This is a genomic window from Rhodanobacter denitrificans, from assembly GCF_000230695.2.
Lineage (GTDB): Bacteria > Pseudomonadota > Gammaproteobacteria > Xanthomonadales > Rhodanobacteraceae > Rhodanobacter > Rhodanobacter denitrificans.
Genome location: NC_020541.1, coordinates 2,321,392 through 2,342,699, shown reverse-complemented (window position 1 = coordinate 2,342,699; position 21,308 = coordinate 2,321,392). Strand labels below are relative to the sequence as shown.

The following is a 21,308-nucleotide window of genomic DNA, read 5'->3' as shown; positions in this document are numbered from 1 at the left end:
TCAGTCGCCGGCGCCGGGCTGGATCAGCCGCGACGTGAAGGCGGCCCAGCTGCCGACCAGGCCGGGCAGCTGGCCGAGCCGGGCGACCTGGCGCAGGAACTCCGCGCGTGGCATCTCGACGGCGCCCAGACCCAGCGTATGCGGGTTGGCGACCTGGGCGTCGAGCAGCGGGAAATCCATCGCGTGCAGCAGCCGCGCCAGCGTGACCAGAGCGAGCTTGGAGCCGCCGCTCTCGGCGCTGAACATCGACTCGCCGCAGAACAGCCGGCCGACCGCCACGCCGTAGATGCCGCCGACCAGCCGCTCGCCATCCCACACCTCGACGCTGTGTGCGTGGCCCAGCCGATGCAGTTGCACGTAGGCGTCGATCATCGCCGGCACCAGCCAGGTGCCGGCGTCGCTGGCGCGCGGCGCGGCGCAGGCGCGGACGACCTGCTCGAACGCGTGGTCCACGGTCAGCCGCCAGGGCTTGTCCCGGAGCTGGCGGCGCAGGCTGCGGTTGATCCGCAGGTCGGCGGTATGAAACACGCAGCGCGGGTCGGGCGACCACCACAGGATCGGCTCGTGCTCGCCGAACCACGGGAAGATACCGAGGCTGTATGCGGCCAGCAGCCGGCGCGGCGACAGGTCGCCGCCGAACGCGAGCAGTCCGTTCGGCTCGGCCAGTGCGTGGCACGGGTCGGGAAAGCGGTCCCAGGCTTCGGCATCCAGCAGCGGCAACCGGTTCATCGATCGACCTCGCCGTGATCGGCATAGGGGCTGTGATCCCCCAACTCGGTGGCATAAGCGTCGACCGCTTCGGCCTCGCTGGCAAGCGCCGCGGCCACCGCGGCACGAAAATCCGGGTTTGCCAGGTAGTGGCGCGAGTGCGTGCGCGCCGGCAGGAAGCCGCGCGCCAGCTTGTGCTCGCCCTGCGCGCCGGGTTCGAAGCGGTCGAGTCGGTGCGCGATCGCGTAGTCGATGCCGCGGTAGTAGCACAGCTCGAAATGCAGGCCGGGCACGTCCACCGCAGCGCCCCAGTAGCGGCCGTACAGCACCTTGTCGCCCTGCACGAACAGCGCCATCGCCACGATGGCTGCGCCGTCGCGGGCCAGGGCGAGCTGCGCGGTCGATCCCAGCGTGCCGAGCTGGCGAAAGAACGCGACGGTCAGCGCGGCGTGGTTGCCCTTCATGTCGAAGGTGGCTTCGTACAGTGCATGCACGCGCTGCCATTCGTCGTCATGGAGCGAGTCGCCGCTGCGCCACTCGATGGCCAGTCCGCTCGCCGCCACCTGGCGGCGTTCGCGCAGGATGTTCTTGCGCTTCTTGTGGTTGAGCGCGGCGAGGAAATCCGGGAAGTGCCGGTAACCGCGGTTGTGCCAGTGGAACTGCACGTCCGAGCGCGCCAGCCAGCCGTCACCGAATGCGGCGAGCTCGGCCGGCTGCAGGAAATTCGCGTGCACCGATGACAGGCCCAGCCGCTCGGCTTCGCGGCGCATCGCCTCGACCAGTTCGCGCTGCAGCGATGGCGTGCGTGCGTCGTTGCCGGCCAGCAGGCGCGGACCGGCAACGGGCGAGTAGGGCACGCCGTTGAGCAGCTTCGGGTAGTACTCGCCGCCGGCACGTTGCCAGGCGCTGGCCCAGCTCCAGTCGAACACGAACTCGCCGTGCGAGTTGCCTTTCAGGTACAGCGGCGCGGCGGCGAGCAGGCGGCCGTCTTCGTACAGGCCAAGGTGATGGGCCTGCCAGCCCCAGTCGGGACGGATGCAGCCGCTGCGTTCCAGCGCGTCCAGCAACGCGTGCGACACGAACGGGTTCGCGTCGGCGCGCAGGGCGTCCCACGCCGCGGCAGGCAGTTCGGCGAGCGCGGTGTGGAAGCGGATTTCGTGCATGGCCGTGGAGAATGGAGGAAGCGGCAAGTTCCCGCCACCACTCGTTGCTCACTCCTCTCCACTCACTCCCGTCTCATCAGCCGGCCGGCGTCTGCTGATCCAGCCAGCGTTCCGCGTCCAGCGCCGCCATGCAGCCGAAGCCGGCCGAGGTGACGGCCTGGCGGTAGATGTGGTCGGCCACGTCGCCGGCGGCGAACACGCCCGGCACCGAGGTCATCGTGGCCATGCCGCTCTGGCCGCTGTGGATCCTGATGTAGCCGTCGTGCATGTCGAGCTGGCCCTCGAAGATGCCGGTGTTCGGCGTGTGGCCGATCGCCACGAAGAAGCCGGTGGCGGCGATGTCGCGGGTGGCGCCGGAGTTGACGTCCTTCACGCGCACGCCGGTGACGCCGGTGTCGTCGCCGAGCACCTCGTCGATGCTGTGATTCCAGACCAGCTCGATCTTGCCGGCGGCGGCCTTCTCGAACAGCTTGTCCTGCATGATCTTCTCCGCGCGCAGCTTGTCGCGGCGGTGCACCAGGTAGACCTTGCGGCCGATGTTGGCCAGGTACAGCGCTTCCTCGACCGCGGTGTTGCCGCCGCCGATCACCACCACGTCCTGGTCGCGGAAGAAGAAGCCGTCGCAGGTGGCGCAGGCCGAGACGCCCTTGCCCTTGAACTTCTCCTCGCTTTCGATGCCGAGGTACTTGGCGGTGGCGCCGGTGGCGACGATCAGCGCGTCGGCGGTGTACTCGCCGGAGTCGCCCTTGAGCCGGAACGGGCGCTGCTTCAGGTCCGCCGTGTGGATGTGGTCGAAGATCATCTCGGTGTGGAAGCGCTCGGCGTGCTCGGCCATGCGCTGCATCAGCGCCGGGCCCTGCAGGCCTTCGACGTCGCCCGGCCAGTTGTCCACGTCGGTGGTGGTCATCAGCTGGCCGCCCTGCTGCAGGCCGGTGATCAGGGTCGGCTTGAGGTTGGCGCGGGCCGCGTACACCGCAGCGGTGTAGCCGGCGGGGCCGGAGCCGAGGATCAGCAGGCGGCTGTGTTTGGGGGCGACGCTCATGGTTATAATCCTTGGGTTTTCGGGTGACTTGAGTGGCTATTCGCTCCGACCCCTGCGGCGGTTTCCTTCCGGGCCGCTGCGGGCGATGACGACGGAGCGCACGACCCCGGAAGAATGGGGAATATGCGGCACCGATTCAAGGCATCGGCAGATCGGCGGCACGACCGCGTCGACGGCGCGATGGGTTCAACCTTCCATTAGGACTCCTTCTCCATGCGCATCGGCATTCCCTGCGAAACCAAGACGATGGAAGGGCGCGTCGCGCTCATTCCCGCTGCTGCCGCCGACCTGGCGCGCCGCGGCCACGAGGTGTTCATCCAGTCCGGTGCCGGACTGCAAAGCGGCTTTGCCGACGCGGCCTACACCCGGGAAGGCGTCACGGTGGTGGCGGACGCCGCCGCGCTGTACGCGGCCGGCGAGCTGATCGTGAAGGTGAAGGAGCCGATCGCCGGCGACCTGGCCCTGCTGGAAAAGCGCCATCTGCTGTTCTGCTACCTGCACCTGGCCGCCGAGCCCGAGCTGACCCGCCGCCTGCTCGACATCGGCCTCACCGCCGTGGCGTTCGAGTCGGTGACGGAGAATGGCGTGCTGCCGCTGCTGCTGCCGATGTCGGTGATCGCCGGCCGTATCGCCACCCAGCTCGGCACCACGCTGCTGCATCGCCCGCAGGGCGGCAAGGGCAAGCTGCTTGGCGGCATGGCTTCCACCCCGCGCGGCAAGGTGGTGGTGCTCGGCGCCGGTGCCGCTGGCGGCAATGCCGCGGCGCTGGCCGCGGCCGCCGGCGCCAACGTGGTGGTGTTCGACAAGCGCCAGGACCGCCTGGCCGAGATGATGGCGCTGGGCCCGAACGTCACCGCGCTGTATGCCTACGAGTCGTCGGTGGCCGAGGAAGTGCGCGACGCCGACATCGTGGTCGGCGCGGTGCTGATCCCCAGCGCGCGGGCGCCGCACGTGGTCAGCGAGGCGATGGTCAGGACGATGGAGCCGGGCAGCGTACTGGTGGACATCGCGATCGACCAGGGCGGCTGCTTCGAGACCTCGAAGCCGACCACCTGGGAGAAGCCCACCTACGACGTGCATGGCATCACCCATTTCTGCGTGACCAACATGCCGGGTGCGGTGCCGCAGACCTCGTCGCTGGCGATTTCCGCCGCGATCCTGCCCTACGTGCAGCGCCTGGCGGCGGGCAACGCGTGGCGCCAGTTCGCCCCGCTGAATAGCGGCATCAATGTCGACGGCGGCAAGCTGGTGCATCCCGCGCTGCAAGGTATGCTCTGAGCTTGGGCAGGAAAGGGATACCAAGAGTGGCGCGCAGCACGAACGTCAGGCAACCACCGAAGGAGGGACTCAGCGAAGAGCTGAAGCGACGGCTGCGCGAAGCCGGCGCCTTGCTGCTGCTGCCGCTGGCGCTGTACCTGCTGGTGTGCCTGTTCAGCTACAACCCGCACGACCCGAGCTGGACCAATGCCGGCCAGCTGGAACATGCACGCAATTTCGGCGGCACCGTGGGCGCCTACATCGCCGACTTGCTGCGCTGGATCTTCGGCCTGGTCGCCTACTGTTTCCCGCTGTTGCTGCTGCTGCTGGGCGTGCAGGTGCTGCGCCAGCGCGGCGAGCAGGCGGTGCATCCGTGGGAGCCGGCATTGCGCCTGATCGGCTTCGTGTTCTTCTTCATCACCGGCCCGGCGCTGCTGTACCTCAATTTCCACGACGAGCCGGTACTGCCGCAGGGCGTGGGCGGCATCATCGGGGTGTGGGTGGGCGACGCCCTGCTCAGCGCGTTCGGCGACAAGGGCGCGCCGCTGCTGCTGCTGGCGCTGTTCCTGATCGCGGTGACGCTGGCCACCGGCTTGTCCTGGTTCAAGGTGATGGACTGGACCGGGCATGGCGTGCTGAAGCTGCTCGACTGGCTCAAGGGCAAGCTGCGCGAGGCACCGCAGGCACTGGCCGCGCGGCAGGCGCGCACCGAGCGCGAGGTGGTCAAGAAGGCCGATGCGGTGCGCCAGGCCAAGCGCGAACCGGTGCGCATCGAGGCGCCGCCGGCGCCGGTGACCAAGAGCGAACGCGCGAAGCTCGAAACGCAGATCCCGCTGTTCGTCGGCGCCGCCGTGCCGGGCGAGCTGCCGCCGCTGTCGCTGCTGGACGAGGCGCCGCCGCAGGGGCCGGGCTATTCCGAGGAAACCCTCGAGGTGCTCTCGCGCCAGGTCGAGTTCAAGCTGAAGGACTTCAAGATCGACGTGAAGGTGGTCGGCGCCTACCCGGGCCCGGTGATCACCCGTTTCGAGATGGAGCCGGCGCCGGGCATCCGCGGTTCGCAGGTGTCCAGCCTGGACAAGGACATCGCGCGCGGCCTGTCGGTGGTCAGCGTGCGCGTGGTCGACGTGATCCCCGGCAAGAACGTGATCGGGCTGGAGATCCCCAACACGCACAAGCAGATCGTCTACCTCTCCGAGATCCTGCGTTCGGACAAGTACGACCAGACCAAGTCGCCGCTGTCGCTGGCGCTGGGCAAGGACATCGGCGGCAAGCCGGTGGTGGTCGACCTGGGCAAGATGCCGCACTTGCTGGTGGCCGGCACCACCGGCTCGGGCAAGTCGGTGGCGGTCAACGCGATGGTGCTGAGCCTGTTGTACAAGGCCAGTCCGAAAGACGTGCGGATGATCATGATCGACCCGAAGATGCTGGAGCTCTCGGTGTACGAGGGCATCCCGCACCTGCTGGCGCCGGTGGTCACCGACATGAAGGAAGCGGCCAACGCGCTGCGCTGGTGCGTGGCCGAGATGGAGCGCCGCTACAAGTTGATGGCCGCCGTCGGCGTGCGCAACCTGGCCGGCTTCAACAAGAAGGTGAAGGACGCCGAGAACGCCGGCCAGCCGCTGCTGGACCCGCTGTTCCGGCCGAACCCGGAGATGCCGAACCTCGCCGCCGAGCCGCTGGAGCCGCTGCCGTACATCGTGGTGTTCATCGACGAATTCGCCGACATGATGATGATCGTCGGCAAGAAGGTGGAAGAACTCATTGCCCGCCTGGCGCAGAAGGCGCGCGCCGCCGGCGTGCACTTGATCCTGGCCACCCAGCGCCCGTCGGTGGACGTGATCACCGGCCTGATCAAGGCGAACATCCCCACCCGCATCGCGTTCCAGGTTTCCAGCAAGATCGACTCGCGCACGATTCTCGACCAGAGCGGCGCCGAGACTCTGCTTGGCCACGGCGACATGCTGTACCTGCCGCCGGGCACTGCCACACCGGAACGCGTGCACGGCGCCTTCGTCGACGACCATGAGGTGCACCACGTGGTCGCCTGGCTGAAATCGCAGGGTGCGCCGAACTACATCGAGGGCGTGCTGGAAGAAGTCCAGGCCACCGCCGACGGCAAGTTCATCAACGACGCCGGCCTGCCGCAGGAGGGCGAAGAAGGCGGTGACGCCGACACCCAGCTGTACGACAAGGCCGTGGCGATCGTCACGCAGACCCGGCGCGCCTCGATTTCCGGCGTGCAGCGGCACCTGCGCATCGGCTACAACCGCGCCGCGCGGCTGGTCGAACAGATGGAGCAGGACGGCGTGGTCAGCGCCCCGCAGCACAACGGCAACCGCGAAGTGCTGGCGCCGCCACCGCCGAAGAATTGAAATGAGACCCGCAGGAGCCCGCTGGCAGGCGATGCCTTTCGATGCACCGAAGGGCGTCGCGCACGGAGTGCGCTCCTACGGTTCGGTTAAGCCAGTGCTGTCCACAATTGCGGCACGTCACCACCTTCCGGGAATCCGATGAAACGCCTCACCATCGTCGCCGCCGCGTTCCTGCTGTCGCTGGCCAGCGCGGCCCAGGCCGCCACCGGCCCCGCCCGCGTGCGGCTGGATGCGTTTGCCAGCGGCCTGCATTCGCTGACCGGCCACTTCAGCCAGACCCTGACCGACATCAACGGCCACGCCAGCAAGGCCAGCTCCGGTACGCTGGCGCTGCAGGCGCCGCGCCAGTTCCGCTGGGACACGCTGGCGCCGTACAAGCAGACCATCGTGGCCGACGGCAGCCGGGTCTGGATGTACGACCCGGAACTGGAGCAGGTCACCGTGCGCATCCAGAGCAGCGAGGAGGCGCACAGCCCGCTCACTGTGCTGACCGACCTCGCGCAGATGGACAGGGACTTCAAGGTGGTCGAGCGGGGCGAGCACGACGGCCTGGCCTGGCTGCGGCTCAGTTCCACCGCGAAGGACCCGCAGTTCGACTACGCCGACCTCGGCTTCGACACGAACGGCCTGGCCCGCATGACGTTCCGCGACCAGCTCGGTTCCACCACCGAGATCCGCTTCTCCGGCTGGCAGCGCAACGTGCCGATTCCGCCGGCCACCTTCAACTTCGTGCCGCCGAAGGGCGCCGACGTGATCGGCGACGCGCCGGTGATCGACGTACAGCCGCTGAAGGACTGATGCGCCAGCCGGATGATCTGCGGACGAGCGGAGCCAGCTGGCCGTTTCCGGTGCACGAGCAGGGTATCGTCGCGCTCACCGATTACGCATGAGGCCGCTGACCGGGCAGCGCGGAGAAGTCATGCCGGCCGCTTGCTGGTTATCTGCAGCAGGCCGCGCATGATCGCCAGTGGCTCGGGCGGGCAGCCGGTGACCACGGCATCCACCGGGATGATGGCACTGACCGGCCCCCGGGTCGCATAGTTGGCGCCGAACAGGCCGCCGCAGGCCGCGCAGTCCCCCACGGCGAGCACCCACTTGGGATCGGGCATCGCTTCGTAAGTTTGCCTGAGTGCGTCTTCCATATTGACCGAGACCGGTCCGGTGACCAGCAGCAGATCGGCATGGCGCGGACTGGCCACAAACCGGATGCCGGCGCCTTGCAGGTTGTAGTACGCGTTGCTCAGCGCGTGGATTTCGAGCTCGCAACCATTGCAGGAGCCGGCGTCGACATGGCGAATGCACAAGGCGCGCCCGAACACGGCGTGCAGCTCGCGCTGGATCGCGGTTGACGCCGTCTCGTCAGTACCCGGCACCGGATACGGTTCGCTCAGGCGGCCGGTTCGACGAATGCGTGACAGGATATCGAACATGCGCGCTTACCCATCGTGTCCGCTGTAGGAAAGGTTGAAGGATTTGTTGATCAGCGGGAAGTCCGCCACGATGTTGCCCAAGATGGCGACTTCGAGCAGCGGCCAGTTCTGCCACGAGGGATCATGCGCGCGGCAGCGCCGGATGCCACCGGCGGGGCCGGTTTCCAGCGCCAGCATGACCGGACCGCGCCAGCCTTCGATCAGGCCGATGCCGAGCTGGCCGGCGGGCGCCACCGGCACGTCGCAGACCCGCTCACCGGCTGGCAGCGCCTGCAGCCATTGCCGGCACAGCCGCAGTGATTCGAGCGTCTCCTCGAAGCGCACCTGCACGCGCGCCGCCACATCGCCTTCGGTGCTCGTGGCCAACGTCGGCGACGAGTGATCGTACGGCGACCATGGCAGGTCCACGCGCAGGTCGCGGGCGACGCCGGAAGCACGCCCGGCCAGGCCGATCGCACCCAATGCGGCAGCCTGGGCGGGGGTCAATCGGCCGGCCCCGAGGAAACGATCCTGCAGGCCCGCGTGTCGAGCGTAGATTCCACGCAGGTCGCATACCGCGTGTTCCAGTGCCGCGATCTCGTCGAGCATGCCCGGCAGCGTGCGTGCCGGCAGGTCGCGGGCGACGCCGCCGGGTACCACAAAGTCAAACAGGTAGCGCTGGCCAAACAGCGCCGCGTTATGCCGCAAAAGCTGCTCTTTCAGGCTGGAAAACTGGGTCTGGCCGAAGGCAAAGCCGGCATCGTTGGCCAGTCCGCCGAGATCGCCCAGATGATTGGCGATGCGCTCGCGTTCGAGCGCCAGTGCACGCAGGACGAGGGCGCGCGGCGAAGGTGTGCTGGCGGTGATCGATTCCAGCGCGGCGCAATACGCCCAGCTGAAAGCCACCGTCGAATCGCCGCAGATATGGGCGGCCAGGCGGTGGGCGTCGCGCTGGGCCAGCGCCTCGAAGCGCTTGGCGATGCCCTTGTGCGTGTAACCGAGGCGAACCTCCAGGCGCAGCACCTTTTCGCCGACCACGGCCAGCTGGAAACGCCCCGGCTCGATGGTGCCGGCATGCACCGGACCGGCGGTCATCTCGTGCACGCCGTCGCCGCTGACCGGGACGAAGGGATACGGGCTGCTGGTCACTGGCCAGGTCTGGGTCGCCGCGACGTCGCGGCGCAGCGGGAACACATCCTCCGGCCAGCCGCCGTGGCGCAGCCACGGCCGCGTATCGCCAGCGTCGGCGCGGATGCCGAGCAGGTCGTAGGTTGCGCGCTGCAGCCGCCCGGCCACCGGAAAGCGTGTGGCCAGCGAGGGGTAGATTGCCTGGCTGGCGGGCATCGCGTGCTCCACCACGACCACCCGATCGCGCAGCAGGTAGGCCGCGTGCACGCGCAGGCACCGGTCGCGGTCACGATCATCGCTGCCCCACAGCGACAGCAGGTCCGCACCGGCTTCGCGCATCGCGTCCGCGGCCTCGCACCAGCGAGTGGCATCGACCTGTACGCGGCAGGCCGCCACGTTGGAGGGCAAGGCCGCACATTCGGTGTCGAGAAAGTCAGGCCACATGGGATTCATCCGATCAGGCTCGCGGCGAGCCGATACCATTGGGCCAGGGCGGGCGGTATGTACAGGCCGAGCATCAGCACGATCGACAGGTGCACAAACACCGGCACCAGTGCCGGCGGGTGCGGCAGGCGCTGTGCATCCGTTTCGCCGAACACCATCGGCTGCACCTTGAAGAAGATCGCGGCGAATGCCACGGCCAGCGCGACGAGCAGGAACGGTGTCGCCCACGGGTGGTCGCGCATGGCCGTGATCAAGACCATGTATTCACTGGTGAATACGCCGAACGGCGGCGTGCCGAGGATCGCCAGCGAGCCCAGCATCAATCCCCAGCCGACGGTGGGACTCACCGCCAGCAGGCCGCGGATGCCATCAATGCGCTGGGTGCCCGCGATCTGCGAGGCATGGCCGGCGGCGAAGAAGATCGCCGACTTGGTCAACGAGTGCACCGTCATATGCAGCAGTGCGGCGAAATTTGCCAGCGGCCCGCCCATGCCGAACGCAAACGTGATGATGCCCATGTGCTCGATCGAGGAGTAGCCAAACAGACGCTTGATGTCGCGTTGACGCCACAGCAGGAACGCCGCCAGCACCGTCGAGAGCAAACCGAACGCCATCAGCATGCGTCCGGGCAGCGCCGAGTGCATCGCGCCGGCCGCAAGGATCTTGCAACGGACCACAGCGTACATCGCCACGTTGAGCAGCAGCCCCGACAACACCGCCGAGACCGGCGTGGGGCCCTCCGCATGGGCATCGGGCAGCCAGTTGTGCAGGGGGGCGAGACCGACCTTGGTGCCGTAGCCGACCAGCAGAAAGACGAACGCGAGCCCGATCACCGTCGGATCGAGCTGCCCTTTCACCGCGTTGAGGTGGGTCCACAACAGCGCTTTCATGCCCTCGCCACCGAGCAGCCGCTCTGCCGCGAAGTACAACAGGATCGTGCCAAACAGCGCCAGCGCGATACCGACGCCGCACAGGATGAAATATTTCCAGGCCGCCTCGATGCTGGCGCGGGTGCGGTACAACGACACCAGCAGCACGGTCGACAGCGTCGCCGCCTCCATCGCGACCCACAGCAGCCCCATGTTGTTGGTCGACAGTGCCACCAGCATGGCAGCCATGAACAGCTGGTACATGCTGTGATAGAGCCGCAGGCGGTGCGTGTTGAGTCGACCGTGATCCTGTTCGATACGCATGTAGGGGCGCGAAAACACCGCCGTGGTGAAGCCGATCAGCGCGGTCAGCGCGATCAGGAACACGTTGAACGGATCGACGAAGAACTGCTCGTGGGCCACGGTCATCGAGCCGTGGCCGATGATCCTGAGTACCAGCGCCGCGGCGGCGATCAACGTCGCCAGGCTGATCACGACGTTGAGTTCGGCGGCGGAGCGCCGCGCACCGAGCACGGCCAGCACGATCGCACCGAACAATGGAGTACCCAGCACCCACGCAAGCTCCACGTCAGTCCTCCTTGAGTGCTTCGAGCTGATGCAGGTCGAGGCTGTCGAACTGCTCGCGAATCTGGAAGAAGAAGATGCCGAAAATGAACACGCCGACCAGCAGATCGAGCGCAATCCCCAGCTCGATCACCATCGGCATGCCGTAGGTCGTGCTGGTGGCGGCGAAGAACAAGCCGTTCTCCATCGCCAGGAAACCGATCACCTGGGTCACCGCCTTGTGTCGGGCAATCATCATCAGGAAGGCCAGCAGGATCACCGCCATCGCAATGCCAAGCGTCTGTCGGGTGACCGTGGTGGCCAGCGAACTGATCGGCTGGGCCAGCCCGAACGCGAAGATCACCAGACCCAGCCCAACCAGCATCAGGGTGGGAATGTTCACCAGCGGATCGCTGTCGCCCTCGATGCCCAGGCGACGCATCAGCCGCAGCAGGATCCACGGCATCAGCCAGACCTTTTCGATCAGGGTCAGCGCGGCGGAGTAATACAGATGCTGCAAGTGCGCTGTGACAGCGACCAGCAGCGTGGAGGCGGTCAGCACCACACCCTGCCAGGCCAGCAGCACGATCAGCCGCCGTGTCCGCCGCTGTGCGAGCATGGCGAACGAGATCATCAGCAGGCCGGCGGCGAGCACATGCAGCAGCTGGGTGGCGAGGTTGAGTGGAGGCATCATTCAGGATTGCAGCAGTAGATGAACGAGCAGGCCCAGCACGGCGAGCAGGAACGCCATGCTCAGGAACTCCGGCGCCCGGAAGATGCGCAGCTTGGCCGAGACCGTTTCAATCACCGCCAACACCGCGCCGGCGACGGCCAGCTTGGCCAGCAACCACACGATGGCAAGCAACAAACCCAATGGGCCGGTCGTGTGCGGCGCGATGCCCCAGGGCACGAACAGCGTGAAACCGATGCACGCGTAGTTGAACAGCTTCAACCAGGACGCCCATTCGATGAGGGCCAGATGGCGCGCGGAATATTCCAGCACCATGGACTCATGGATCATGGTCACTTCAAGGTGCGTGCCGGGGTTGTCGATCGGAATGCGGGCGTTCTCGGCCAGCAACACCATCACGAAAGCGACGCCGGCGAAGGCCAGACTCGGATGCAACGTCAACCCATCGGCGTCCAGCGTGCCTTTCACGATGGTCGGCAGCGCCGTGCTGCCAAACATCAGAAACGCGTTGAACAACACCATCAGCAACGCCGGCTCAGCGAGAAATCCGATCATCATTTCGCGTCGTGCGCCCATGCTGCCGAAGACTGTGCCGATATCCATCGCCGCCAGGGCGATGAACACGCGTGCCGTCGCGAACAGGCCGACCAAGGCGATGGCATCGGCCACCCTGGCGAGGGGCAGGTCGGTGGTTACCGAGGGAATGATCGCCGCCGCCGTAGCCATGGCGCCGAATACGGCGTAGGGCGCGGCGCGGAACAAGGGCGAGGCCTGCGTGGCCAGCGCCGCATCCTTGCGGAACAGCTTGCGCAAGGTGCGGTAGGGGAGCAGCAGGGGAGGGGCCGAGCGATTCTGCAGCCAGGCCCGGCATTGTGCTACCCAGCCGGCCAACAGCGGTGCCAGTGCCACGGCCAGTACCACACCGCCGAGCTGGCTGACAAGCGCGAGTGCGTTCACAGGACGAACACCAGCAATACGATCAAAGTCAGGAAGCTGTACAGCAGATAGATGGCCAGACGTCCGCGCTGCAGCACGGACAACGCATCGGCCAGCCAGCCGACGATGCGGGCCAGCGGAAGATACAGCCCATGCCAGAGGTGGTCATCGATCTGGATGCGGTAACGCGGGAGCTGATCATCCGGCGAAGGCACTTCGCGCTCGATGCGAAAAAACGGCCCGAACATGTGCCGGATCGGCTGACCAAATCCTTCGGCGGTGTCCTGCATGCGCGGGGTCAGCTCGGGGTAACCGCAATTCCATGGTGACACCCGGCGCACACGACCGTGGTACATCCGCCGTACCAGCACGAACATCACCGCGATCACGCCGGCCATGCCCAACAGCAGCCACAGGCCACTGTAAGAAGCCTGCGCCTGCGCCACCGGAGCGATCCACCATGGCGCCGGGCCGCGCTGGATCACGGTGCCGAGCAGGGTCTGGGTCACGCCAGCGATGGCATCCAGCGCGGCTTGCGGAAACACGCCAATGAGGATGCAGCCCAACGCCAACCAGGCCAGCCCCACCCGTTCGAGCCAGCCCGCATCGTGGGCCTGCATCAGTGAGGGTTCACGTGGCTGGCCGAGAAATATGACACCGTAGAATTTGACCATCACGTAGCCGGCCAGCGCGGCGGTGAGTGCCACCACGGCCGCGCCCAGTGGCACGATCATGTTGATGAACGCATGCGGGATGGACGGCGTGGACAAGAATGCCTGCAGCAGCAGCCATTCGGAAACGAAACCGTTGAGCGGTGGCAACCCGGCGAGGGACAGGGTGCCGACGAGGGCCAGCGTGGCGACCCATGGCATCCGCCGGATCAGCCCGCCGAGTTTGCCCAGGCTGCGCTCGTGGGTGGCGTGCAGAACCGAGCCGGTGGCGAGAAACAGCAGGCTCTTGAATAGGGCGTGATTGAGTGCGTGCAGCAACGCGGCGGTGAGTGCCAACGCCGCCAGCAGGCGCATGTCGAACGCGTAGCACAGCAGCGCCAGGCCAAGCGCGGCGAAGATCAGGCCGATGTTCTCGATGGAGGAATAGGCCAGCAACCGCTTCATGTCGGTCTGTACGGCAGCGAACACCGCACCGAACAGCGCCGTGGCCAGTCCCACCGCCAGCGTCAGCATGCCCCACCACCATGGGCCGGCGTGGAGCAGATCGAAACTGATGCGCAACATGCCGTAGACCGCCACCTTGAGCATCAAGCCACTCATCATCGCGGACACCGGTGAGGGCGCGGCCGGGTGGGCTTCCGGCAACCACACATGCAAGGGCACCAGGCCCGCCTTGGCACCGAAACCGAACAAGGCCAGCAGGAAGGCTGCCGCGGCCCAGGCAGGCGACAGGGTGGCCGCACGCATCGAATCAAACGTCATCAGCCAGCTGCCGCCGTGCAGCACACCGAAGCAAAGCAACAATGCCAGTGCCCCCACGTGCGCCATCAGCAGGTACAGGAAGCCGGCGCGCTGGATCTCCGGAATACGGTGTTGGGTGGTCACCAGGAAGTACGAACTGAGCGCCATGGTTTCCCACGCCACCATGAACAGATAGGCGTCATCGGCCAGCACGACCAGCGCCATGCTGGCCAGAAATACGTGGTACTGCAGGCAGAGCAGCCCCGGCGCCGTGCCTTCGCCTTGCCGGAAGTAACCGGCGGCGAAGATGGAGATGCCAGCCCCCGCACTTCCAAGCAGCAGCAAGAAGAAGCCTGACAGCGCATCCAGACGCACATGAAACGGCATGTCTGGCAGCCCGAAGGCAAGCACGCTGGTCTGCGCGGCAAAGCCCGTGGCCAGGGACATGGCGCCCATGCCGGCCATGCCCAGCGCGACCAGCGCGCCCAGTGGGAATAGCGTGCGTGCGACCCAACCGATGCGATTGGACTGGACCAGGCCGAGTGCACCAATCAGCAACCACGAAGCAACCAGAACCAGCAACGCCGTCAGTGCCGTGGTTGTCGTCAGTGCACTCACCCCATGCATACGGTGGACCCGAGCAGGTCGCTGGTTGAGCGGCCGTTGAGCGGCGCCGTCTGGACGTTTGTCATGATAATTTTATTATCATAGTATGATGATCTAGTGTATAGCCGATGATACTCGCATGCCAACAGAAAGCCGTACGGCCCGCCTGACTGTCCTGATCGATCCACGCAAGAAGGCGGTGTTCGAGCGCTTGTGTGCGGGGGACGACACCACGCCGTCGCAGGTGGTGCGCCAGCTGATCCGGGACTATATCGAGCAGAAGTCCGGGCACTCCTGGCAAAGCGAGTACAACCTTGCTGAAAAGACCGCGACTGCAGCCAAGAGGCCGCGGACGCGCTAGCGGCTGCCAGCGTCACGTGTCGGTGCCATAGCTGCAGGGATGGGGCGGGAAAGGACGACGGGAAACAGCGTGGCGGCGGGCCGATCGCCGCCCGGACAAACACGGGCTTCGTTGAGCGCCCGAGGTGAGCTGCATCGAACTGGACAACGCAGCCCTCATGCGGGCACGCGTACCATGTCAGGAATCAGCCGCCCGGATGGACCTGTCGCGGTGGGGACACGCTGATACGGGGCATCGACGCCGACGCGGCTTGAGCACCGCTCAGCTGGCGACGGCGCAACGGTTGCGACCGGCGCGCTTGGCCTCGTACAGCGCCTTGTCGGCGCGCGACAGCCATTGCTCGATCGACTCGCCCGGCCGCAGCGCGGCGATTCCGATGCTGGCGGTCACCGGGATCGGGCGCCCGTCGTGGTTCACCGTGGTGGCGGCCAGCGCCGCGCAGATGCGCTCGGCGATCTCCCGCGCCAGCGACAATGGCGTGTCGGGCAGGCACAGCACGAATTCCTCGCCGCCGTAGCGGCCGACCAGGTCGCCCTGGCGGCAGTGTTGCCGGATCACCTCGATCGCGCCGCGGATCACGGCGTCGCCGGCCAGGTGGCCGTGGGTGTCGTTGATCAGCTTGAAGCGGTCCAGGTCGAACAGCGCGATGCAGCTCGGGCCGGCCTGGGCGCGTTCGCGCTCGAGCCGGGCCAGCTCCAGGAAGCGGCGGCGGTTGTAGACGCCGGTCAGGCCGTCGGTGCTGGCCAGTTCGTCCAGGCGCCGGTTCGCCACGAGCAGGTCGCGCGTGCGCTCGTCGACCTGCCGCTGCAACTGTGCCGCCTGCCGCCCCAGGTACAGGGTGCGCAAATGCACCAGCGTGGCGATCAGCGCCGCCAGCAACAGGGCGGCGACCACCCGGCTGAGGGTGGTTTCGTACCAGCGCGGCTTGACCGCGAGCGCCAGGTCGGTCTCGACCGTGCGTGGCTGCAGGCCGCGGGTGGCGGCGCGCAGGCGCAGCCGGTACTGGCCGTGTGGCAGGCTGGTGTAGATCGCACTGGGCAGGCTGCCCTTGGGGATGTTCGTCCAGTCCTCGTCGAGGCCGTCCATGCGGTAGCTGTAGGCGGTTTCCATCGGTACCTGGTAGTCGAGCAGGGCGAAGTCGAGGCGCAGGTTGCGATTGCCGCGATCCAGCGTGACCTTCGCGCCGCTGGCCGGCAGTTTGCCGAACGGCATGGCCACGCCGTTGACGACGGCGTTGGTGATCGCCAGCGGCGTGGTGGCGACCGCCGACGGTTGCCAGTGCGGGCGGATCACGGTCAAGCCACCCAGCCCGCCGAACAGCAGCTCGCCGCCGGGTGCGCGTGCCGCGGCGACATTGACGTAGCTGGCGATGTGCAGGCCGTCGCGGGTGCCGAGACTGATGGCCTCGTGCGTATCGCCGTCGATCCTGGCCACGCCGTTGGACAGGCTGGCCCAGAACCGGCCGTGGTCGTCGGCCAGCACGGCAGTGACCTTGTTGCTGGACAGGCCCTGCGCCGGGCCGACCGTGCGGAAGCGCCACGATTCGCCGTCGACGGGAGGGTCGACGATGCCCAGGCCGTCGAAGGTGCTGACCCAGACCTGGCCGTGCGGGCCGCGGCTGATCGAGCCGATCAGGTCCTGCGGCAGGCTGGCGGAGTCGTCGGCGCGATGGCGCAGGTTGATGAAGCGGCGCGGCAGGCTGTCGCCGCGGGCGATGCTGAGGCCGCGGCTGGTGCCGTACCACCAGTCGTCGCCCACCTGCGCGATGTAGCGCACGGTATCGCTGGCGAGGCTGGCCGGATCGCTCGGCACGTGGCTGGCGTGTTCCAGCGTGCCGCTGCGGGTGTCGTAGCGGTAAAGGCCGTCGTAGGTGCCGATCAGCAGGTGCGTACCGTCGCGCCTGAGGCTCAGCACCGGCTTGTCGTGCAACGCCGGCAGCACCGAATCCGCGATCGCCAGCGTGTCCGGGTCGATCCGCGCCAGGCCCTGGGTGCCGACCCAGATTGAACCGTCGACTTCGGCGAGGCTGCGCACGTCGCGCTGGGTCTGGCTGCCATCCAGGTGAAGGTGGCGCATGCGGCCGGCCTTCAGGTCGATCACGTCGATGTGGCCGGCGCCGAGGCCCAGCCAGATCCGCCCGCGCGAGTCGACGAAGATGCTGTGCACGTTGGTGTCGGACAGCGCGTTGCCCTCCAGCGGCGACGGCAGCAGCGAGAACGCGATGCGCGCCTGCGGGTTGTGGTGCGCGACGCCCAGGTCGGTGGCCGCCCAGATGTTCCCGGAGCGATCGCGCAGCAGCGCGCGCACCGAGTCGCCGGGCAGCGACGAAGGCACGGCCGGGTCGTGATCGATCCGCCGCACGCCGGCGTCGCCGGGCGTGTACTCGAGCACGCCGCCACCGTCGGTGGCGATCCATACCGCGCCGCCGGCGGTCTGCAGCAAGTCGCGCACGGTCGAGTGGCGTGCGCCGTCCGGGTAGCCGCTGAAGCCCGGCACGCCGTGCCAGCGGCCGTCGGTATCGCGATACGCCGCGCCGGCCTGCACGCTGCCCGCCCACAGGCGGCCTTCGCGATCCTGCATGACGGACCAGATCTGGTTGCCGAGCACCGCAGCGGCGGGACCGTCCGGCGTCGACGGCCGCACGAAGGCGTCGCTGCCTGCGCGGTGCACGAACAGGCCGTTGTTGTTGCCCAGCCACAGGTTGCCGTGCCGGTCCTGCAGCACGCTGAAGTTGCGCGGTGAGGTATCCGGCCCAGTGTCCACCCGGCGGATCGCGTCGGTGCGCAGGTCGAGGTGGTTCAGTCCGTTCTCGGTGGCGATCCAGACACCGCCGGCATGATCTTCGCCGAGCGCGTAGATCTTGCGGTCGGAGAGGCCGCCGGCACCGACCGGATAGACGCGAAAGCTGTTGTCTGCCTGCTCGAAGCGGGCCACCCCGCCGGTATTGGTGCCGATCAGCAGGCTGCCATCGGGCAGCGCAAGCAGGCTGCGCACGTAGGCGTCGGGCAGGCCGGGCGCCTTGCCGCTGCCGGCGCCAAATACCTGCAGGCGATAGCCGTCGTAGCGGACCAGGCCGCCCATGGTGCCGATCCAGATCAGGCCGTCGCGGTCCTGGGCTATCGCGGTGGTGACCGAATGCGGCAAACCGTCGGAAATGCCGACCTGGTCGAACCAGGGGGCATCGAACGGCGCCCACGGATCGCCGCTGTCGGCGCGCGCCGCGGAGCCCAGCAAAAACAGCAGAAAGAGACCCGCCAGAGGCAGCCGGAAACGCCGGCGACGGCGATGCGCGTCGCTCATGCGTGGCGGCACCCGCCTGTCGGGCGTGCGTCGGCACGACCCGTCGTGATCCTTCCCCTGGAGGGAAGCGGCCCCCTTCTGCATCCTGCCCCCGGCGACACGCAGCGGGTCAAGCACCGCTGCGTGCCGGAATCATACCGGCAATCCGCTGCCATCAGATGAATCGGCAGGCATGGCTTATCATGCCCGGATGCCCCGTCCCGCCTCGCCATCCAGCCCCGGCCTGTTCGCCGAACCCGATGCGCTCAAGCCGCTGGCCGAACGCATGCGCCCGCGCAGCCTGGACGAGATCGTCGGCCAGCAGCGCCTGGTCGGCCCGGACAAGGCGCTGCGCCGCGCGCTGGAGGCCGGCAAGATCCACTCGATGGTGCTGTGGGGGCCGCCCGGTTGCGGCAAGACCACGCTGGCCTTGCTGGTGGCGCGTTACGCCGATGCGGATTTCCGCGCAATCTCCGCCGTGCTGTCCGGCCTGCCGGACGTGCGCAAGGCGCTGGCCGAGGCCGAACTGAACTTCGCGCAAGGCCGGCGCACCGTGCTGTTCGTCGACGAGGTGCACCGCTTCAACAAGACCCAGCAGGATGCGTTCCTGCCGCACATCGAGCGCGGCGTGATCATCTTCATCGGCGCCACCACCGAGAACCCTTCGTTCGAGCTGAACTCCGCGCTGCTGTCGCGCTGCCGCGTGCACGTGCTGGAACCGGTCTCCACCGACGACATCATCGCCGCGCTGAAGCGCGCGCTGATCGACAGCGAACGCGGCCTGGGCGAACTGCAGCTGCAAGTCTCCGACGAGTCGCTGGAGTCGATCGCCCAGGCCGCCGACGGCGACGTGCGCCGCGCGCTGACCCTGCTGGAAATCGCCGCTGAACTGGCCGAAGACCGCAGCATCGACGAAACCACCCTGAGCCAGGTGCTGGCCGACCGCACCCGCCGTTTCGACAAGCAGGGCGAGCAGTTCTACGACCAGATTTCGGCGCTGCACAAGTCGGTGCGCTCGTCCGATCCCGACGCGGCGGTGTACTGGCTGTGCCGCATGCTCGACGGCGGCGTCGACCCGCTGTACCTGGCCCGGCGCATGACCCGCATGGCGGTGGAAGACGTCGGCCTGGCCGAGCCGCGTGCCTGGCGCATGGCGCTGGACGCGTGGGATACCTACGAGCGCCTGGGCAGCCCCGAAGGCGAGCTCGGCCTCGCCCAGCTGGCGATCTGGCTGGCCATCTCGCCCAAGAGCAACGCCGCCTACATGGCCTACAACAAGGCCCGCGACGCGGTGCGCAGCGGCGGCACGCTGGAAGTGCCGATGCACCTGCGCAACGCGCCGACGAAATTGATGAAGGGCCTCGGCTACGGCAAGGGCTACCAGTACGACCACGACGCCGAAGGCGGCATCGCGCTGGACCAGCAATGCCTGCCCGATGCACTGGCTGGCAGCATCTTCTACGAGCCGGTCGAACGCGGCCTGGAACTGCAACTGCGCGAAAAGCTGCTGGCCCTGCGCGCCGCCCGCGCCAAGGCCCGCGGCAAATAACGTCGGCTGCTGCGCGCACCCTTGCCGCCGCCCCGGTGCCCGACCTAGATTCGCCGCATCGACCGGGAGGGTGAACCATGCGCGTACTCGTGGCAGGTCTGATCGGCGGCATCGTGATCTTTGCGTGGGGCGTGGCGGCGCACATGGCGCTGGGGCTGGGTAATGTCGGCATCCAGATGCCGGCCAACGAAAGCGTCGTGTTGAACAGCTTGCATGAAGGTCTCGGCGATCAGCCGGGCGTTTACATCCTGCCGTCGCTGAACCCGAAGCGGATGGGCGACGAAGCAGTGATCAAGGCTTATTCGGCCAAGGCAGCGACGTCGCCGTACGCCTGGGTGGTCTACCTGCCGCAAGGCGACGACCTGATGCAGATGGGGCCGCAGATCGGACGGCAGTGGGCATCCGATACGCTTGCCGCGCTGGCGCTGGCCTTCGTGCTGGGGCTGGCCGGGCTGGGTTTCCGGCGGCGCGTGGCGCTGGCCGCGGCCGCGGCGGTCTTTGCCTGGCTGAGCACGACGCTGCCGTACTGGAACTGGTATCGCTTCCCGCTCGATTTCACCCTGGCCGCGCTGGTCGAGCAACTCGTCGGCTGGCTGCTCGCTGGCGCCGCGATCGCCTGGTGGCTGGGTCGCAGTGAACGCAAGCTGGCCAGATGAGTCGCCTGGCTCCCTCCTCGCGGGATGCCGTTCTCCCTCCCCTGTGTGCAGAGGGGAGGAGTGAAAGCGCGCGTTGCATTGCGGCAACAGCCGCCCGACAGCGATAATTCACGGTTCAAGCCTTCACCCGGACTTCGATCATGCTGGATCCCGCCCTGCTGCGTTCGCGCCTTGCCGAAACTGCCGCTCGCCTCGCCGAAACCCGTGGCTACACGCTCGACGTGGCCGCCGTCGAGTCGCTGGAGAACGCCCGCAAGCAGCTGGCCACCGAGACCCAGGATCTGCAGAACCTGCGCAACACCCGCTCCAAGTCGATCGGCCAGGCCAAGGCCAGGGGCGAGGACACGGCATCGCTGATGGCCGAAGTCGCCGGTATCGGCGACAAGCTCAAGGCCAACGAGCAGGCGTTGACGGAGGTGCAGGCGAAGCTCGCCGACATCGCGCTGGGCATCCCGAACATCCCGCACGCGTCCGTGCCGGTCGGCAAGGACGAGAAGGACAACGTCGAGGTCAGCCGCTGGGGTACGCCGCGCAAGTTCGCCTTCGCAGTGAAGGACCACGTCGAACTGGGCGAGCGCCACGGCTGGCTCGACGGCGACGCTGGCGCCAAGCTGTCCGGCGCGCGCTTCACCGTGCTGCGCGGCCAGCTCGCCCATCTGCACCGCGCGTTGGGCCAGTTCATGCTCGACCTGCACACCGCCGAGCATGGCTACCTCGAATGCAACGTGCCGGTGCTGGTCAACGCCGACAGCATGCAGGGCACCGGCCAGCTGCCGAAGTTCGAGGAAGACCTGTTCGCCACATTTAGGCTGCCTGAGGTTCGTGACGATCAGTGGAGCATGACGATTGCTCCAGATGCCTT

Annotated in this window: 16 protein-coding genes and 1 pseudogene; 7 read left to right on the top strand and 10 right to left on the bottom strand. The window is 67.5% G+C overall.

Annotated features, from left to right (window positions below; translation table 11 throughout):
* The 3 genes from aat to trxB all read right to left on the bottom strand — a co-directional run bounded on the left by aat (window position 1) and on the right by trxB (window position 2,913).
* Complete coding sequence (gene aat, locus R2APBS1_RS10645) at window positions 1–729, bottom strand: leucyl/phenylalanyl-tRNA--protein transferase (protein ID WP_007508080.1); 729 nt, start codon at window positions 727–729, stop codon at window positions 1–3.
* Complete coding sequence (locus tag R2APBS1_RS10640; RefSeq protein ID WP_007508082.1) at window positions 726–1,871, bottom strand: GNAT family N-acetyltransferase; 1,146 nt, start codon at window positions 1,869–1,871, stop codon at window positions 726–728. The genes aat and R2APBS1_RS10640 overlap by 4 nt, the downstream gene beginning before the upstream one ends.
* Window positions 1,872–1,947: 76 nt before the next feature.
* Window positions 1,948–2,913: a thioredoxin-disulfide reductase gene (gene trxB, locus R2APBS1_RS10635; RefSeq protein WP_007508084.1), complete on the bottom strand. Its 966-nt coding sequence runs from the start codon at window positions 2,911–2,913 to the stop codon at window positions 1,948–1,950.
* A 213-nt stretch (window positions 2,914–3,126) separates the two neighbouring features.
* On the opposite strand from trxB, the gene ald reads away from it, so the two are divergent.
* The 3 genes from ald to lolA all read left to right on the top strand — a co-directional run bounded on the left by ald (window position 3,127) and on the right by lolA (window position 7,340).
* Window positions 3,127–4,191, top strand: coding sequence for an alanine dehydrogenase (ald, locus tag R2APBS1_RS10630; RefSeq protein WP_007508086.1), 1,065 nt, complete (start codon window positions 3,127–3,129; stop codon window positions 4,189–4,191).
* A gap of 26 nt (window positions 4,192–4,217) precedes the next feature.
* Complete coding sequence (locus R2APBS1_RS10625; RefSeq protein WP_015447957.1) at window positions 4,218–6,542, top strand: DNA translocase FtsK; 2,325 nt, start codon at window positions 4,218–4,220, stop codon at window positions 6,540–6,542.
* 138 nt (window positions 6,543–6,680) lie between these two features.
* Window positions 6,681–7,340, top strand: a complete 660-nt coding sequence (gene lolA, locus R2APBS1_RS10620) for an outer membrane lipoprotein periplasmic chaperone LolA (protein ID WP_015447956.1) — start codon at window positions 6,681–6,683, stop codon at window positions 7,338–7,340.
* A 119-nt stretch (window positions 7,341–7,459) separates the two neighbouring features.
* Here the strand turns inward: lolA and R2APBS1_RS10615 are convergent, their stop codons facing one another.
* The 6 genes from R2APBS1_RS10615 to hyfB are packed head-to-tail and all read right to left on the bottom strand — an operon-like array spanning window position 7,460 to window position 14,622.
* Window positions 7,460–7,972, bottom strand: coding sequence for an NADH-quinone oxidoreductase subunit B family protein (locus R2APBS1_RS10615; RefSeq protein WP_015447954.1), 513 nt, complete (start codon window positions 7,970–7,972; stop codon window positions 7,460–7,462).
* A gap of 6 nt (window positions 7,973–7,978) precedes the next feature.
* Window positions 7,979–9,523 carry a hydrogenase large subunit gene (locus tag R2APBS1_RS10610; RefSeq protein ID WP_236127014.1) on the bottom strand — a complete coding sequence of 515 codons (1,545 nt, stop codon included), beginning with the start codon at window positions 9,521–9,523 and terminating at the stop codon, window positions 7,979–7,981.
* 5 nt (window positions 9,524–9,528) lie between these two features.
* Entirely contained in the window at window positions 9,529–10,980 is a 1,452-nt protein-coding gene (locus tag R2APBS1_RS10605) for a hydrogenase 4 subunit F (RefSeq protein WP_015447952.1), read from the bottom strand.
* A gap of 1 nt (window position 10,981) precedes the next feature.
* A complete protein-coding gene (locus R2APBS1_RS10600) occupies window positions 10,982–11,650 on the bottom strand; it encodes a formate hydrogenlyase (protein ID WP_007508097.1) in 669 nt (222 codons plus the stop codon).
* Entirely contained in the window at window positions 11,651–12,604 is a 954-nt protein-coding gene (locus tag R2APBS1_RS10595) for a respiratory chain complex I subunit 1 family protein (RefSeq protein ID WP_015447951.1), read from the bottom strand.
* Window positions 12,601–14,622 carry a hydrogenase 4 subunit B gene (gene hyfB / locus R2APBS1_RS10590; RefSeq protein WP_015447950.1) on the bottom strand — a complete coding sequence of 674 codons (2,022 nt, stop codon included), beginning with the start codon at window positions 14,620–14,622 and terminating at the stop codon, window positions 12,601–12,603. Before hyfB ends, R2APBS1_RS10595 begins: the two co-directional genes overlap by 4 nt.
* A 118-nt stretch (window positions 14,623–14,740) precedes the next feature.
* Between hyfB and R2APBS1_RS10585 the strand changes: the two genes are divergently transcribed.
* Window positions 14,741–14,962, top strand: a complete 222-nt coding sequence (locus R2APBS1_RS10585) for a hypothetical protein (RefSeq protein ID WP_015447949.1) — start codon at window positions 14,741–14,743, stop codon at window positions 14,960–14,962.
* Window positions 14,963–15,223: 261 nt separating this feature from the next.
* Here the strand turns inward: R2APBS1_RS10585 and R2APBS1_RS10580 are convergent, their stop codons facing one another.
* Window positions 15,224–18,262, bottom strand: a complete 3,039-nt coding sequence (locus R2APBS1_RS10580; protein WP_015447948.1) for a ligand-binding sensor domain-containing diguanylate cyclase — start codon at window positions 18,260–18,262, stop codon at window positions 15,224–15,226.
* Between the two features lie 172 nt (window positions 18,263–18,434).
* Here R2APBS1_RS10580 and R2APBS1_RS10575 point away from each other — a divergent pair, with 172 nt between their 5' ends.
* The 3 genes and pseudogenes from R2APBS1_RS10575 to R2APBS1_RS20665 form a co-directional block, all read left to right on the top strand.
* Window positions 18,435–19,790, top strand: a complete 1,356-nt coding sequence (locus R2APBS1_RS10575; protein ID WP_081602819.1) for a replication-associated recombination protein A — start codon at window positions 18,435–18,437, stop codon at window positions 19,788–19,790.
* Between the two features lie 77 nt (window positions 19,791–19,867).
* On the top strand, window positions 19,868–20,446 hold the full coding sequence (locus R2APBS1_RS10570; RefSeq protein WP_015447947.1) for a hypothetical protein: 579 nt from the start codon (window positions 19,868–19,870) through the stop codon (window positions 20,444–20,446).
* Between the two features lie 140 nt (window positions 20,447–20,586).
* Window positions 20,587–21,249 (top strand): annotated as a pseudogene (locus tag R2APBS1_RS20665) (serine--tRNA ligase); the annotation flags it as partial.
* Window positions 21,250–21,308 lie beyond the last annotated feature (59 nt).

Excerpts from the sequence above, each read along its gene's own strand:
- R2APBS1_RS10640 (WP_007508082.1), bottom strand. The coding sequence starts at position 1,871 with ATGCACGAAATCCGCTTCCACACCGCGCTCGCCGAACTGCCTGCCGCG.
- trxB (WP_007508084.1), bottom strand. The coding sequence starts at position 2,913 with ATGAGCGTCGCCCCCAAACACAGCCGCCTGCTGATCCTCGGCTCCGGC.
- aat (WP_007508080.1), bottom strand. The coding sequence starts at position 729 with ATGAACCGGTTGCCGCTGCTGGATGCCGAAGCCTGGGACCGCTTTCCC.
- R2APBS1_RS10600 (WP_007508097.1), bottom strand. The coding sequence starts at position 11,650 with ATGATGCCTCCACTCAACCTCGCCACCCAGCTGCTGCATGTGCTCGCC.
- R2APBS1_RS10580 (WP_015447948.1), bottom strand. The coding sequence starts at position 18,262 with ATGAGCGACGCGCATCGCCGTCGCCGGCGTTTCCGGCTGCCTCTGGCG.
- lolA (WP_015447956.1), top strand. The coding sequence starts at position 6,681 with ATGAAACGCCTCACCATCGTCGCCGCCGCGTTCCTGCTGTCGCTGGCC.
- R2APBS1_RS10585 (WP_015447949.1), top strand. The coding sequence starts at position 14,741 with ATGCCAACAGAAAGCCGTACGGCCCGCCTGACTGTCCTGATCGATCCA.
- R2APBS1_RS10570 (WP_015447947.1), top strand. The coding sequence starts at position 19,868 with ATGCGCGTACTCGTGGCAGGTCTGATCGGCGGCATCGTGATCTTTGCG.
- hyfB (WP_015447950.1), bottom strand. The coding sequence starts at position 14,622 with ATGCATGGGGTGAGTGCACTGACGACAACCACGGCACTGACGGCGTTG.
- R2APBS1_RS10575 (WP_081602819.1), top strand. The coding sequence starts at position 18,435 with ATGGCTTATCATGCCCGGATGCCCCGTCCCGCCTCGCCATCCAGCCCC.
- R2APBS1_RS10610 (WP_236127014.1), bottom strand. The coding sequence starts at position 9,523 with ATGTGGCCTGACTTTCTCGACACCGAATGTGCGGCCTTGCCCTCCAAC.
- ald (WP_007508086.1), top strand. The coding sequence starts at position 3,127 with ATGCGCATCGGCATTCCCTGCGAAACCAAGACGATGGAAGGGCGCGTC.
- R2APBS1_RS10615 (WP_015447954.1), bottom strand. The coding sequence starts at position 7,972 with ATGTTCGATATCCTGTCACGCATTCGTCGAACCGGCCGCCTGAGCGAA.